Source organism: Streptomyces sp. NBC_01537 (assembly GCF_045040445.1).
Lineage (GTDB): Bacteria > Actinomycetota > Actinomycetes > Streptomycetales > Streptomycetaceae > Actinacidiphila.
This window is the reverse complement of record NZ_CP109392.1, coordinates 966,930-982,013: the sequence shown is the minus strand read 5'-3', so window position 1 is coordinate 982,013 and position 15,084 is coordinate 966,930. Positions and strand designations below refer to the sequence as shown.

The window sequence follows — 15,084 nt, the reverse complement described above, 5'->3', positions numbered from 1 at the left end:
AAGAGCGATATTAGCCAGCTGAGACCGGGGGTTGATGTGAAGACCGGACAAGGCCTCGGGAAGCCCGTCGGGGGCGCTGTCTCTGAGGAGCGCGGTGGCGGATACGGCTCGGCTGGATCCGGTGGACGATGCGCACCGGCCCGCTCGTCGACGCGCTCATCGAGCATCTGGTCGGTGATCTGGTCCGTTATGCCCTGGAAAACGTCTTTCATGTCGTCGTGGAGGGCGCGGTCCTGGCACGAGCTGACCCACGGGCGCGCGGCGGGCTGCAGCCGGGTGACCGGCGGGGCGGCCAGGCCGGGTCACCAGGGGCGGGGGCCGGGCCGCTCGCGCCGGGGACCACCGTGGTTCTGCGACGGCCCCGTGCCTCCCTTCCGACAGGTCAACCGGACGACCGACCGGGCCGGCCTGGCACACCGCGCGAGGGATGATGGGGATGGAATGACGGAATCTGAGGTCAGGAGCTTCCATGGCGAAGCGGGTTCACCGCCCCCGTGAGGACGCGGAGTTCAATTTCATCCTCGGGATGAGCGGAGTTCCGGTCCTCGCATACTTCACCGGGACATGGCCCAAGGCAATCGAGCCCTGCCGGGTGATGGACCTCGTCGTGGGTGGCATCGCCGACGACTACACGGGCCGCCTGACGGCCGTCCGCGCCGACATCACGCGTTGTCCGGCTGCGACCGAGCGATACGGGATCACCGGAGCCCCGTCCTACGTCCTGCTGAAGGAGGGAGAGGCGGTGGCGCACGGCACGGGGCCTATGACCATCGCCGAGGTACGGAAGTTCCTGGACGGCCACCTCTGAGCGGCCTGCGGCACGTGGCCGCGACGCCCGTCACGTCTCGTCTCTGGGAGCTGCGCCGCCTGAGACACCTTGGGGCTGAGACACCCCCACAGGTCGCATAACGCAGTCGATCGCGGTCGCGTCCGGCAGCCGCCCGGCTGCGGCCACGATCTCGGGGAAGGCCGGCCCCATGTCGGTGCCCCGGCGTGAGCGCAGCACCACGGTGCCAGCCTCGACGGACAACGCCCCCTGGCAGTCCAACACTGCCCCATGCAGGCGCCTTGGCCGGGGCAGAGAGGCCGAGCTCGCGATGGACAACGGACAACACAAAACCCTGTCGATAACTTCTGCTCGTGGACGCAGCCGGGAGCGGTCCGCGCGTGCAGGACGTCCCAGTCGGTGACGACGGGGGCGAGTTCGCCCCGCGCCCACAGCGGCAGCTGGTCACGCTGGTGAGGGTCGCCGGGGATGCCGGAGGCGCCGAGGGGGACGATCCAGAGGCTGTCGTCGCGGCGGGCGAGGTCCCAGACATAGCGGGCGGAGGGGCCGCGCGCGAAGCTGTCGGTGAGGCCGGGGACGCTGGAGGTGGCCAGGACGCAGTCGTGGTCCCCGGCCAGGCCCGGCCAGTCCTCGGGCTCGGCGTCGGGCAGAGTCTGCCTGGGCGCGAGCCGGTGCACCTCCCCCCAGGGCGCCGGGGCGGCGGCTTCGGCGGCGACCTCCTCTACGGCCGCCCGCACCGCATCCACGAGGTCGCCGTCCGGGAACAGCCCAGCCGTCAGCAGGGACTCCAGGGCGTACGCGACCCGGGGCAGCAGGGCGAGCCAGGGCCGGAAGAGCGCCGGGTACGCGGGACCGGAGACGGACTCCGTCAGCCCGTCCAGCGCCGGATGGTACCCGAGCCGCCGCACAACGGCCCCGCGCACCGCCGCGTATGACGTGGCGTCAGTACTGTCGGCGCCCATCCGGCGGTCCCAGCCCAGCAGCCGCTCCTGCAGCGCCGAGGCGGGCGGGCTGAGTCCGTCCAGCGTGGCGAGCAGCTCCAGCAGAGGCCGGGCCGAGCCCAGATGGGTGTCGGTGTGGACCAGGGCCATGTCCTCGGCCGACCAGGTCACGGAGGCGTCGAGCAACTGCCGAATCCGCCAGGCCCGGTACGGCGGGGCGAATTCGACGCCGACGGGCTCGGCGAGGCCGCGCTCGTTGGCCATCACGGCGACGCCGTCGACCGGCTCGCGCGGCAGCGGGTCGTGCCAGCCCAGCCATTCGTGCCCGGGCTCCCAGGCCGGGACGACGCGCAGCCTGTTGTCGCGGCTCCGCAGCGGCACCGCGCCCGCGACCCGGTGCAGCAACCCGCCCGCGGTGTCGGCGGCGTGGACGACATTGACCGGCTCGGCCCAGCCGTCGAGGGCCCGGTCGACATCGGCGACGGTGGTTGCCCGCAGCAGCGCGGGCAGGGCGGCGAAGCCCAGTTCCTCCCGTACGCGCGGCGGGTAGCGCAGGCTGATGGCGAGGGGACCGTCGGCGCCGCCGATGACGACCGGCCCGCGCTCGGTCTCGATCACCTCGACCGCGACGGGCTCCGCCCCTGCCACCTGCACCGTCTCGACATGGACCGTGGCGGGCCGCCAGCCGTCAGGCCCGAGGGCCTCGACACCCGCATCGGTACGCCGCAGCCGCTCCCGGTACAGGTCGTGGTAGTCGGCCATGGCGTTGGTGATCGCCCAGGCGACCCCGCCCGCGTGCCCGAAGTGGGGCAGGCCCGGGACGCCGGGGACGGCGAGGCCGGCCACGTCGTACTCGGGGCAGGCGAGGTGGACCTGCTGGTAGATCCCCGGGTCCTCGATGAAACGGTGCGGGTCGCCCGCGATGAGGGCCGAGCCGGAGTGCGTACGCTCCCCGGACACCAGCCAGCCGTTGCTGCCGGAGGTGCCGGGGCCGTCGGTGGCGAACAGCTCGATCGCCTCGTCGCCCAGGTGGCGGGCGACCTCCTCGCGCCACAGCTTGGCGGGGAAGCCGGCGAACAGGATGTGCGTCGACAGCCACACGCCCAGCGGGGTCCACGGCTCCCAGCGGCCGGGGGCCAGCCCGGTGGCCGCGAACTGCGGCGCGTGGGCGGCCCCTTCGGTGAGACCGGCGCTGACCCCGTCCACGTACGACGTGATCCAGGCCCGCGTCCGGCCGTCCAGTCGGCGGAAGCAGCGCCGGGCGGTGTCGTCCAGCCGGGACTGGCGGGCGAAGCGGTCCCAGCCGACGGCCTCGGGGCCGAGGAAGGCGGCGGTCGTGCCCTGGGAGCGGTGGCGCTCGACCTCGATCTGCCAGGCGCGGTCGGTGGCGGCGTTGCGGCCCTGGGCGAAAGCCAGCTCGTCCGGGCTGCCGGCCCGCAGGTGCGGGATGCCCCAGGCGTCCCGGTGGACCTCGATGCCCTCGACTCCCTTGATGTCCCCGATGCTCACAGCTGCGCCCGCTTCCGGGCGCGGGCGGCGGGGACGACCAGGGGGGTGCCGGTCTCCGGGTCGTCGATGACGCGGCAGGGCAGCCCGAAGACCTCCTCGACCAGGTCGGCGGTCACGATGTCGTTGGGGGCTCCGGCGGCCACCACCTTCCCGTCGCGCATCGCGATGAGGTGGGTGGCGTAGCGGGCGGCGTGGTTCAGGTCGTGCAGTACGGCCACGAGTGTGCGGCCCTCCTCCTCGTGCAGGCGCGCGCACAGGTCGAGGATCTCGATCTGGTGGGCGATGTCGAGGTAGGTCGTCGGCTCGTCCAGAAGCAGCAGCGGGGTCTCCTGCGCCAGCGCCATGGCGATCCACACGCGCTGCCGCTGACCGCCCGACAGCTCGTCGACCATCCGGTCCGCGAGGTCCGCGACCCCGGTCGCCGCCATCGACTCGCCGACCACCCGCTCGTCGTCCTGCGACCACTGGCGCAGCAGCCCCTGGTGCGGGTAGCGGCCGCGCGCCACCAGCTCGGCGACCGTGATGCCGTCGGGCGCGATGGAGGACTGCGGCAGCAGGCCCAGAGTGCGGGCGACCTTCTTGGCGGGCAGGGAGGAGATGTCCTGGCCGTCCAGCAGCACGCTTCCGGAAACCGGCTTCAGCATGCGCGAAAGGGCGCGCAGCAGCGTGGACTTGCCGCAGGCGTTGGGTCCCACGACGACGGTGAAGGACCGGTCGGGGACGGGCACGGTCAGGTCCTCGGCGATCGTGCGCTTGTCGTACGCGAGGGTGAGACCGTTGCCGGTGAGGCGGGATTCCGCTCGGGATTCCATGACGTGCGCTGCTTCCGTTCCTGTATTCGGATTCGTTGTCATATCCGGCCCGCCCTGCGCTCCGTGGCCAGCAGCCACACGAGGTATCCGCCGCCCAGTACGCCCGTCACCACGCCCACCGGCAGCTGATGGCCCGTGAACAGCCGCTGCGCGCCCCAGTCGGCGGCGACCAGCAGGGCCGCGCCGGTGGCCATGGAAGGGAGCAGACCGGCCCCTGGCGCCTTGGTCATCCGCCTGGCCAGCTGGGGCGCGGTCAGGGCCACGAAGGACACCGGCCCGGCCGCCGCGGCGGCGAAGGAGGCGAGCACCACGGCCGAGGCGAGCAGCACCAGTCGTACGCGTTCGACGCGCACGCCCAGCGCGCAGGCCGCGTCGTCGCCCATCTCCATCATCCGCAGCGCCCGCCCGAGGCCCAGCACCAGCGGCACCACCACCGCCATCGCGGCCGCGAGCGGCCAGGCGTTCTCCCAGCCGCGCCCGTCCAGGCTGCCGGTGAGCCAGAGCACGGCGCGGGCGGCGTCCATGAGCTGGGCCCGGGTCAGCAGATAGCTGTTGACGCCGGTCAGGACGGCCGCGACGCCGATGCCGATCAGCACCAGACGGTAGCCGTGCACGCCCTGCCGCCAGGCGAGCGCGTGGATCAGCACCCCGGTGGCCAGGCCGCCGGCCACCGCGCCGCAGGCCAGCGCCAGGCTGCTGCCCCCGGTGACGACCACGACCAGTGCTCCGGCCGACGCGCCCTGGGTGAAGCCGAGCACATCCGGGCTGCCGAGCGGATTGCGTACGAGGGACTGGAAGAGCGCGCCCGACAGCCCCAGCGCCGCGCCGACCAGCAGCGCGGTGACGACGCGCGGCAGCCGCAGCTGGTTGACGATGAAGTCCTGCGCGGCGGAGCCGTGTCCGGCCAGGGTGCTCAGCACGTCGGCCGGGCTGATCGGGTAGTCGCCGCTGCCGATGGCCAGCACGCCCAGGGCGAGGGCGAGCAGCCCGCAGCCCGCGCCGACCGCGAGGGCCCGGGGCCGCAAGACGACGGAGCGGCCGCCAGTGAGGCGCATGACGCGCAAACGTATGACGCTCATGCGCGCGCCACCTTTCCCCTGCGCACGAAGTACAGGAACAGCGGCCCGCCCAGCACGGTCGTCACGATCCCCACCTGGAGCTCGCCGGGCCGGGCCACCACCCGGCCCAGCACATCCGCGCCGAGCAGCAGCACCGGCGCGAGCACCGCGCAGTACGGCAGCAGCCATCGCAGATCCGGCCCGGTCAGGGCGCGTACGAGATGCGGCACCATCAGGCCGACGAAGACGATCGGCCCGCAGGCCGCCGTGGCCGCCCCGCACAGCAGGGTCACCGCCACGATCGCGCCGGTACGGGTCCGGGCCGGCCGGGCGCCGAGCGCCGTGGCGGAATCCTCGCCCAGGGCAAGGGCGTTGAGCGGCCGGGCCAGGGCCAGCGCGAGCAGCAGGCCGGCCACGACGAAGGGTGCCAGTTCGGCGACGGTGGCCGGTTCGGCGGAGGCCAGCGAGCCGACGGTCCAGAAGCGCATCCGGTCCAGGGAGGCGGAGTCCAGCAGGATCACGGCGCTGACGTAGGAGTAGAGGGTGGCGTTGAGCCCGGACCCGGCGAGTGCCAGGCGCGCCGGGGTGGCCCCGCGTCCGCCGCCGACCGCGTAGACGAGCACCGAGACGACGGCCGCGCCGAGCAGCGCGAACCAGACGTAGCCGTTGAAGGTCGCGATCCCGAAGAAGGAGATGGCGGTGGCGACGGCCGCCGAGGCGCCGGCGTTGATGCCCAGCAGTCCGGGGTCGGCCAGCGGATTGCGGGTCAGGGCCTGCATGACGCCGCCGGCCAGGCCCAGTGCGACCCCGGCGAGCAGCCCGAGCAGGGTGCGGGGGAGGCGCATCTCGTGGACGACCGGGTAGGCGGGGGAACCGCTGTCGAAGAGCCCGTCCCAGACCTCGGCGGGGGACAGCTGCCGGGCGCCGACCCCGATGCTGAGCGCCAGGACGGCCGTCAGGAGGAGCAGGGCGGCCAGCAGTCCGGCGCCGCGCAGGGCGGGTGCGCCGGCCCGTCCGGCCGGTGGATCCCGGCGTATCGGCGGCGACTTGGTGAGGGACACGTACGGGCTCCGTGCGGGCCGGGGGAGTACCGGGACACTCCGTTGGACATTGGCTTAGGTTAGGTTAACCTAACTTCCGTCGTGGGTCCCTGTGACCTCACGTTTTTACCCTCCCCTTACCTTTTCACAGGAAAGACACAGCCATGCCGCAGCCCAGAATCACTGCTCCCCTCTCCCGCCGTGGCCTGCTCACCGCGGGTGGCGCCCTCGGGGCCGGCGCCGTACTCACCGCCTGCGGAGGGAACGGCGATTCGGACGTTTCGGCCACGTCGAGCGCGAGCGGCGGCGGCAGCTGGATCTTCACCGACGACCGTAAGAAGAAGCTCACCGCCAAGACCGCCCCGAAGCACATCGTCGCCTTCACCGGCGTGGCCGCCGCCCTCGTCGACTTCGGCATCGACGACCGGATCGTCGGGGTCTTCGGCGAGACCAAGCTCGCGAACGGCAAGGCCGACCCGCAGGCCGGCGACCTGGACATCTCGAAGGTGACGATCCTGGGCAACGTCTGGGGCGAGTTCAACATCGAGAAGTACGCGGCTCTGGACCCCGACCTCCTCGTCACCCACCAGTACGAGTCGAGCAGCCTGTGGTACGTCCCGACCGAGAGCGAGAAGAAGATCCTCGCCCTCGCCCCCAGTGCCGCCATCACCGTCGCCCGGGTGCCGCTGACCACCCCCATCCAGCGCTACGCCGAGCTCGCCGAGTCCCTCGGCGCCGACCTGGGCGCGGCCAAGGTCACCGAGGCCAAGGCCCGCTTCGAGAAGGCCGCCGCGACCCTGCGCTCGGCCGCCAAGGCCAGCGGCGGACTCCAGGTCCTGGCCGCCTCCGCCAGCGCCAGCATCTTCTACGCGTCCAACCCCGGGGTCAGCAGCGACCTCATGTACTTCAAGTCCCTCGGCGTCGACATCGTCGTCCCCACCAAGCTCGACAAGGGCGACTACTTCGAGAGCCTCAGCTGGGAGAACGCGGACAAGTACGACGCGGACCTGATCATCCTCGACAACCGCGCCAGCGCCCTCCAGCCCAAGGACCTCACCTCCAAGGCCGCCTGGAAGGCGCTGCCCGCCGTCAAGGCCGGCCAGATCGCCGAGTGGGACGCGGTGCCCCGGTTCTCGTACGCGGGCGCCGCACCGCTGCTGGAGAACCTGGCCGCCGCCATCAGCAAGTCCAAGAAGCTCAGCTGAATCGCCCCGCACCGCCCCTTGAAGGGATGACCGCATGACCAGTTCCGTCGCCGGAGCGTTCCGGTTCTTCGATGCCCATGTCGTACGGAGTGAGCGCCTCGGCCCCTCCATGTTCCGGGTCACCTTCGGCGGCGGGCAGCTGCGGGACTTCGCCGGGGGCGGCCGGGACCAGAGCTTCTCGCTCTTCCTGCCGCACCCCGGCCAGGGCACCCCGGTCGTCCCCACCGACGCGGGCGACGGCTGGTTCGCCCTGTGGCGGGCGACGGATCCGGCCGTACGGGCCGTCATGCGCTCGTACACGGTGCGCGCCCAGCGCCGCGAACTCGCCGAGGTGGACGTCGATTTCGCCCTCCACGGTGATACTGGCTCGGCGTCCGCCTGGGCGGCCTCCGCCCGGCCGGGGGACCGGGCGGTGCTGCTCGGCCCGGCCGTCGAGGACAACAAGAGCGTCGGTTTCCGTCCGCCGCCCGGCGCCGACTGGGTGCTGCTCGCGGCCGACGCCACCGCGCTGCCGGCCGTCGCCGCCATCCTGGACTGGCTGCCGGCCGGGGTGAAGGCCCGGGTCTGGATCGACGTGCCCGACGCCGGGGACATCCAGGACCTGCCCTGCCGGGCCGACGCCGAGATCACCTGGCTGGTCCAGGGCGATCTTCCGGCGGCCGTACGGGCGGCCGAACTGCCGCCGTCCGACAACGCATACGCCTGGATCGCGGGGGAGTCCGGGTGCGTGAAGGCGTTGCGCCGCCATCTGGTCGGCGAGCGCGGCTTCGACCGCAAGTGCGTTGAGTTCTCCGGCTACTGGCGCAGGGGCGCCAGTGAGGAGCAGCTGCGCGAGGAAGCGATCTCCGGGTAGGTAAGTTAGGTTAGGCTTACCTAAATAACGATGATCAAGTGTTCGCGACAGGAAGGACAGACATGAGTTTCCAGGGACAGCCGGCAGCCACGATCACGGCCGCAGCCAGGACGGGGAACGCGAGAGCCCACCTGTTCAACGACCGCACGGTGGACGGCTACCGGCACTCCCTGGCCGCGGGCGTCGAGCGGGTGGCGACCCGGATCGCCCGAACCGAGCGGCCCTTCAGCGGCATCACCCCGGCCGCCCTGGCCCCGCGGATCACCGCGATCGACCTGGAGAGCCCGCTCGCCGACCCGGCAGCCGCCCTGGACGAGCTCGAAAGCGTCTACCTGCGCGACGCCGTCTACTTCCACCACCCCCGCTACCTCGCCCACCTCAACTGCCCGGTCGTGATCCCGGCGCTGCTCGGCGAAGCGGTCCTCACCGCCGTCAACTCCTCCCTCGACACCTGGGACCAGAGCGCCGGCGGCACCCTCATCGAGCGCCGCCTCATCGACTGGACGGCGCAGCGCATCGGCCTCGGCCAGGACGCCGACGGGGTCTTCACCAGTGGCGGCAGCCAGTCCAACTTCCAGGCCCTGCTGCTCGCCCGCGAAGAGGCCTGCGTACTCGCCGCCAAGAACTCGGCCGTCCCGCTTACCAAGCACGACATCCTGCCGAAGCTGCGGATCCTCGCCTCCGAGGCCGGTCACTTCAGTGTCCAGAAGTCGGCGAAAATGCTCGGCCTCGGCATGGAGGCCGTGATCTGCGTCGAGACCGGCCCCGACCGCCGGATGCGCCCCGCCGCCCTAGCCCGCGAGATCGAGCGCTGCAACCGCGAGGGCCTCACCGTCATGGCCGTCGTCGCCACCGCCGGCACCACCGACTTCGGCACCATCGACCCCCTGGACCGCATCGCCGACCTGTGCGAATGGGCCGGGCTGTGGCTGCACGTCGACGCCGCCTACGGCTGCGGCCTGCTGGCCTCCCGCACCCGACGCCACCTCCTGGACGGCATCGAGCGCGCCGACTCGGTCACCGTGGACTACCACAAGTCCTTCTTCCAGCCGGTCAGCTCCAGCGCCCTCCTGGTCCGCGACGGGTCCACGCTGCGGCATGCCACGTACTACGCGGACTACCTCAACCCCGCCCGCATGGCCGAGCAGCGCATCCCCAACCAGGTCGACAAGTCGATCCAGACCACCCGCCGCTTCGACGCCCTCAAGCTCTGGCTCACCCTGCGCATCATGGGTGCCGACGCGATCGGCGAGCTCTTCGACGAGGTCGTGGACCGCGCCGCCGGCGCGTGGGAACTGCTCACCGACGACCCGCGCTTCGAGGTCGTCACCAAGTCCCAGCTCAGCACCGTGGTCTTCCGCTACCTGCCCCCCGAGGGCCCGGCCCGCGCACTGACGGACGCCTCCAACCTGTACGCCCGCGAAGCGCTGGCCGCATCCGGCGAGGCCGTCGTGGCCGGGACCAAGGTCGACGGCCGGCACTTCCTGAAGTTCACCCTGCTCAACCCGGAGACCTCGCTGGACGACATCGCCGCCGTCCTCGACCTCCTCGCCGAGCACGCGGGCCGCTACCTCAACGAGCAGCTCAGCCCCGAGTTCCGCCGCCTCGCCGGCTGACCCGCCGTCCGAACGAGAGATTCCGTAACCCGCATGTCCACGCAAGTCTCCACGCAGTCCACCCATGACTTCATAGCCATCGGCCTCGGCCCCTACAACCTGGGGCTCGCCTGCCTGACCGAGCCGATCGAAGAACTCGACGGCCTCTTCCTGGAGAGCAAGCCCGACTTCGACTGGCACTCCGGAATGTTCCTCGACGGCGCCCACCTCCAGACGCCGTTCATGTCCGACCTGGTCACCCTGGCCGACCCCACCTCCCCGTACTCCTTCCTGAACTACCTCAAGGACTCCGGGCGGCTGTACTCCTTCTACATCCGCGAGAACTTCTATCCGCTGCGGGCCGAGTACAACGACTACTGCCGCTGGGCCGCCGCCCGGCTCACCTCGGTGCGCTTCGGCCACGAGGTGACCTCCGTCGAGTACGACGAGGCCTCCGGCCTCTACGCCGTGCACACCACCCGGACCCGCACCGGCGAGCACGTCACCCACCGGGCCCGCCGCCTGGTCCTGGGCACCGGCACCCCGCCGTATATGCCCTCCGTCTGTCATGGGCTGGGCGGCGACCACCTGCACAACTCGCGCTACATGGACCGCCGGGCGGACCTGCAGCGCAAGAAGAGCATCACCATCGTGGGCAGCGGCCAGAGCGCCGCCGAGATCTACTACGACCTGCTCTCCGAGATCGACGTCCACGGCTACCGGCTCAACTGGGTCACCCGCTCACCGCGGTTCTTCCCGCTGGAGTACACCAAGCTCACGCTGGAGATGACCTCACCGGAGTACGTCGACTACTTCCACGCCCTGCCCGAGAACACCCGCTACCGGCTGGAGTCCGAACAGAAGGGGCTGTTCAAGGGCATCAACTCCGATCTCGTCGACGCCATCTTCGACCTGCTCTACCAGACGAACTTCGGCGCCAAGGCCCCCGTCCCCACCCGGCTGCTCACCCACACCGAGCTGACCGCCGCCTCGTACGACGAGACCTCCGACTCCTACACCCTCGGCTTCCACCACACCGAACAGGACCGGGACTTCGAGCTGATCACCGAGGGCCTGGTCCTGGCCACCGGCTACAAGTACCAGCCGCCGGCCTTCCTGGAGCCCGTCCTGGACCGGCTCCGCCTCGACGGCCACGGCCGCTTCGACGTCGCCCGCAACTACAGCATCGACACCACCGGCAGCGGTGTCTTCCTGCAGAACGCCGGCACCCACACCCACAGCATCACCTCCCCGGACCTCGGCATGGGCCCCTACCGCAACTCGTACATCATCCGCGAGCTGCTGGGCCGCGAGCACTACCCGGTCGAGAAGGCCATCGCCTTCCAGGAGTTCGGCGCGCCGGAAGGTGTCCTGCGGTGAGCCTGCTCCACAACGAGATCATCTTCAGCCGCAATGACCCCTGCCTCGGCCGGTTCGCCGTCCGCCCGCTCTACCCGGACGCCGACGCCGAACTGCTGCACGGCTGGGTGACCCACCCCAAGGCCGCCTTCTGGATGATGCAGGACGCGGACGTGGCCGCCGTCGCCTACGAGTACCGCAAGATCTCCGAACACCCGCACCACGAGGCGTTCATCGGCCTCCACGAAGGCCGCCCCGCCTTCCTCGTGGAGCGCTACGACCCCGCCCGGGTCGAACTCGTCGGCCTCTACGAGCACCAGGAGGGCGATGTCGGCATGCACTTCCTGTGCGCGCCGACCGACACGCCCGTCCACGGCTTCACCCTCGCGGTCATCACCACCGTCATGGAGCTGCTGTTCGCCGACCCGGCCAACCGGCGGGTCGTGGCCGAACCTGACACCGTCAACACGGCCGTCCACGCGCTCAACGCGGCCGTCGGCTTCGAGGTCGCCGGAAAGATCACCAAGCCCGAGAAGGAAGCGCTGCTGAGCTTCTGCACCCGCGACCAGTTCCTGACCTCCGGAGCCACCCTGTGCTGCATTCCCCCGGGCGGCGACCCCCCGTACCCCCACGAAACACCGGGCCGGCAGGAGCAGGCGGAGCAGACAGCGCAAGGAGAATCCCGATGAACCCCCGTGAAGCCGTCTCCCACCTCACCCCGGACAACTGGGCCCGCGCCAACCGCCTCCTGGTCCGCAAGGCCCTCGCCGAGTTCGCCCACGAACGGCTGCTCACCCCGGCCGCGGTGGACGGCGACCGCTATGCCGTACGCAGCGACGACGGCACCGTGGAATACCGCTTCGCCGCCCGCGTCCTGACCCTGGACCACTGGCAGATCGACGCCGACAGCATCACCCGCCACCACGCCGACCGCGAACTGCCGCTGGACGCCGTCGACTTCATCATCGAGCTGCGCGGCGCCCTCGGCCTGAGCGACCAGGTCCTCCCCGTCTACCTGGAGGAGATCAGCTCCACCCTCTCCGGCACCGCCTACAAGCTCACCAAGGAGCAGGTCAGCGCCGCCGAGCTCGCCAAGGCCGATTTCCAGGCCATCGAGACCGGTATGACCGAGGGCCACCCCTGCTTCGTCGCCAACAACGGCCGGCTCGGCTTCGGCGTGCACGAGTACCACGCGTACGCCCCCGAGACCGCGAGCCCCGTCCGGCTGCTGTGGCTGGCCGCCCACCGCGACCACTCCACCTTCACCTGCGCAGCCGACACCGACTACGACCGGCTGATCCGGCAGGAGCTGGGCGAGGCGACCCTCGCCCGCTTCGCCGACACCCTCGCGGGCCTCGGACTGGACCTCGCCGACCACCACCTCATCCCCGTCCACCCCTGGCAGTGGTGGAACAAACTGTCGGTCACCTTCGCCGCCGAGATCGCCTCCCGCCGCCTGGTCCCGCTCGGCCCGGGCGACGACGAGTACCTCGCCCAGCAGTCGATCCGTACCTTCTTCAACACCAGCGACCCGTCCAAGCACTACGTCAAGACCGCCCTGTCGGTCCTCAACATGGGCTTCATGCGGGGCCTTTCGGCCGCGTACATGGAAGCCACCCCGGCCATCAACGACTGGCTCGCCGGCCTCATCGCCCGCGACGAGACCCTGAAGGCCACCGGCCTGACGATCATCCGCGAGCGCGCCGCCATCGGCTACCGCCACCGCCAGTACGAGGCCGCCACCGACCGCTACTCCCCGTACCGCAAAATGCTCGCCGCCCTCTGGCGCGAGAGCCCCGTCCCCGCCCTGGAGCCCGGCCGCCGCCTGGCCACCATGGCCTCCCTCCTGCACACCGACGGCGAGGGCCGCTCGCTGGCCGCCGCACTGATCGGTTCGTCCGGCCTGGCCCCCGAGGTGTGGCTGCGCCGCTACCTCGACGCCTATCTGACCCCGCTCCTGCACAGCCTCTACGCCTACGACCTGGTCTTCATGCCGCACGGTGAGAACGTCATCCTGGTCCTGGACGGCGGGGCCGTCGAGCGGGTGATCTTCAAGGACATCGCCGAGGAGATCGCCGTCCTGGACCCGCACGCGGCCCTGCCGCCGAAGGTCCAGCGCATCAGGGTGGAGGTCCCGGAGGAGGACAAGATCCTCTCCATCTTCACCGACGTCTTCGACTGCTTCTTCCGCTTTTTCAATGCCGTCCTGGCGGCCGACGGCGTCCTGGACGAGGACGACTTCTGGCGCACGGTCGCCGGCTGCGTCAGCGACTACCAGGCCGCCAACCCGCAGCTGGCCGAGAAGTTCGAGCGGTACGACATCTTCGCCGAGGAGTTCGTGCTGTCCTGCCTGAACCGGCTCCAGCTGCGCGACAACCAGCAGATGCTCGACCTGGCGGACCCCTCGGCGGCCCTGCAGTTCGCCGGCACCCTGCGCAACCCCCTCGCCCCGTTCGCACGGTCGTGACCCGGGTCCCCAACCGATGGCCGGTCCTCGCGGTGATCTGCCTGGCGCAACTGGTCGTCGTACTGGACAACACCGTCCTCAACGTCGCCGTCCCGACTCTCACCCGGGAGCTGGACGCCTCGACCGGCGACATCCAGTGGATCATCAACGCCTACTCGCTCGTCCTGGCCGGCCTGCTGCTCACCGCGGGCAGCGCCGCCGACCGCTACGGCCGCAAGAGGCTGCTGCTGGCCGGGCTGGCGCTCTTCGGCGCCGGCTCGCTCGCCGCCGGACTCTCCCAGTCCACCGGTCAGTTGATCGCCGCCCGGTCCGGCATGGGCGTCGGCGGCGCGCTGCTGCTGACCAGCACCCTCGCCGTCGTCATGCAGATCTTCGAGCCCGACGAGCGCCCCCGCGCCATCGGCATCTGGGCCGCCGCGAACGCCCTCGGCTTCGCGGCGGGCCCCCTCATCGGCGGCCTCGTGCTCGCCCACTTCCGGTGGGGCGCGATCTTCCTGATCAACATCCCCATCGCCGTGGTCGGTTTCCTCGCCGGACTGGCTCTCGTACCCGAGTCCAGGAACCCGGCGGGGGACCGCCCCGACCTCCTCGGCGCCCTGCTGTCCACGGTCGGCGTGACCGCCCTGGTCTACGCGATCATCTCCGGCCCGGACGGCGGCTGGGGCTCCGCCCCGGTGCTGCTGTCGGCCCTGGCGGGGGCGGTCGTTCTGGCCGGCTTCGGATGGTGGGAGCGCCGGATCCCGTACGCCATGCTGGACCCGCGCTTCTTCCGCGACCGCCGCTTCACCGGGGCGGTCACCGGCGTCGTCCTGATCACCTTCGGCAGCGGTGGCGCGCTCTTCCTGCTCACCCAGCAGCTCCAGTCCGTACGCGGCTACTCGCCGCTGGAGGCGGGCCTGCGGGTGGCGCCGTTCGCGCTCACCATCGTGGCCGTCAACTTCACCGGGACCGGCCCCTGGTTCATCCGCCGTCTGGGCCTGCCGCCCGCCATCGCCATCGGCATGGTCCTGCTCGCCGCCGGCCTCACGGTCGTCTCCACGGCCGCCTCCGACGGCTACGCCGCACTGCTCCTCGGCCTCGTCGTCATGGGAGCGGGCTGCGCCCTCGCCAACCCCGCCATCGCCGAGTCCGTCATGAGCGCCATCCCGCCCGAACGCGCAGGCGCGGGCGCCGGCATCGACGGCACCATGTCCGAACTCGGCACCAGCCTCGGCGTCGCCGTCCTCGGCGCCGTCCTCAGCTCCCGCTTCTCGGCCCTCACCGGCTCCGGCACCTCCGCCCCGGACGCCTTGTCCTCCGCTCTGCGCACCGGCCAGCTGGCCGGCGCAGCCGCCGTCCTGGCCGGCGGCTGCCTGACCGCGCTGCTGCTGAGCCGGGCGGCTTCGGCCCGCCCGCGGGAAGATCACCGCAACCGGCCGCGTTGAGCGAAGCGGAACGATCACCGCCACCCAGGAGCAC

12 protein-coding genes are annotated in these 15,084 nt (G+C 71.4%); 8 read left to right on the top strand and 4 right to left on the bottom strand.

The genetic code is table 11. The features are described 5' to 3' along the window. The first annotated feature begins 469 nt into the window (after positions 1–469). Positions 470–808 carry a thioredoxin domain-containing protein gene (locus OG607_RS04830; RefSeq protein ID WP_319235853.1) on the top strand — a complete coding sequence of 113 codons (339 nt, stop codon included), beginning with the start codon at positions 470–472 and terminating at the stop codon, positions 806–808. Here OG607_RS04830 and OG607_RS04825 read toward each other — a convergent pair. The 4 genes from OG607_RS04825 to OG607_RS04810 are packed head-to-tail and all read right to left on the bottom strand — an operon-like array spanning position 715 to position 6,168. Continuing rightward, on the bottom strand, positions 715–3,237 hold the full coding sequence (locus tag OG607_RS04825) for a penicillin acylase family protein (protein WP_405719199.1): 2,523 nt from the start codon (positions 3,235–3,237) through the stop codon (positions 715–717). The two genes, OG607_RS04830 and OG607_RS04825, sit on opposite strands and share 94 nt — an antisense overlap. After that, on the bottom strand, positions 3,234–4,049 hold the full coding sequence (locus tag OG607_RS04820; protein ID WP_405719196.1) for an ABC transporter ATP-binding protein: 816 nt from the start codon (positions 4,047–4,049) through the stop codon (positions 3,234–3,236). Before OG607_RS04820 ends, OG607_RS04825 begins: the two co-directional genes overlap by 4 nt. 38 nt (positions 4,050–4,087) lie before the next feature. Continuing rightward, complete coding sequence (locus OG607_RS04815; RefSeq protein WP_405719193.1) at positions 4,088–5,128, bottom strand: FecCD family ABC transporter permease; 1,041 nt, start codon at positions 5,126–5,128, stop codon at positions 4,088–4,090. Next, a complete protein-coding gene (locus OG607_RS04810) occupies positions 5,125–6,168 on the bottom strand; it encodes a FecCD family ABC transporter permease (RefSeq protein WP_405719190.1) in 1,044 nt (347 codons plus the stop codon). Before OG607_RS04810 ends, OG607_RS04815 begins: the two co-directional genes overlap by 4 nt. 143 nt (positions 6,169–6,311) lie before the next feature. On the opposite strand from OG607_RS04810, the gene OG607_RS04805 reads away from it, so the two are divergent. From OG607_RS04805 to OG607_RS04775, 7 genes are all read left to right on the top strand, one after another. Next, the gene (locus OG607_RS04805; protein WP_405719187.1) at positions 6,312–7,352 is read left to right on the top strand and encodes an ABC transporter substrate-binding protein; all 1,041 of its coding nucleotides are present in this window, start codon (positions 6,312–6,314) and stop codon (positions 7,350–7,352) included. Positions 7,353–7,386: 34 nt separating this feature from the next. Further along, on the top strand, positions 7,387–8,205 hold the full coding sequence (locus OG607_RS04800) for a siderophore-interacting protein (protein ID WP_405719184.1): 819 nt from the start codon (positions 7,387–7,389) through the stop codon (positions 8,203–8,205). Between the two features lie 62 nt (positions 8,206–8,267). Further along, entirely contained in the window at positions 8,268–9,821 is a 1,554-nt protein-coding gene (locus OG607_RS04795) for a pyridoxal phosphate-dependent decarboxylase family protein (RefSeq protein ID WP_405719181.1), read from the top strand. 33 nt (positions 9,822–9,854) lie between these two features. After that, positions 9,855–11,180 carry a lysine N(6)-hydroxylase/L-ornithine N(5)-oxygenase family protein gene (locus tag OG607_RS04790; RefSeq protein WP_405719178.1) on the top strand — a complete coding sequence of 442 codons (1,326 nt, stop codon included), beginning with the start codon at positions 9,855–9,857 and terminating at the stop codon, positions 11,178–11,180. Between the two features lie 2 nt (positions 11,181–11,182). Next, positions 11,183–11,848: a GNAT family N-acetyltransferase gene (locus tag OG607_RS04785; protein WP_405736554.1), complete on the top strand. Its 666-nt coding sequence runs from the start codon at positions 11,183–11,185 to the stop codon at positions 11,846–11,848. Then, positions 11,845–13,626 (top strand): IucA/IucC family protein, encoded by a 1,782-nt coding sequence (locus OG607_RS04780; RefSeq protein ID WP_405719175.1) that lies wholly within the window; start codon positions 11,845–11,847, stop codon positions 13,624–13,626. Before OG607_RS04785 ends, OG607_RS04780 begins: the two co-directional genes overlap by 4 nt. Beyond that, on the top strand, positions 13,623–15,050 hold the full coding sequence (locus OG607_RS04775) for an MFS transporter (protein WP_405719172.1): 1,428 nt from the start codon (positions 13,623–13,625) through the stop codon (positions 15,048–15,050). Before OG607_RS04780 ends, OG607_RS04775 begins: the two co-directional genes overlap by 4 nt. Positions 15,051–15,084: the final 34 nt, after the last annotated feature.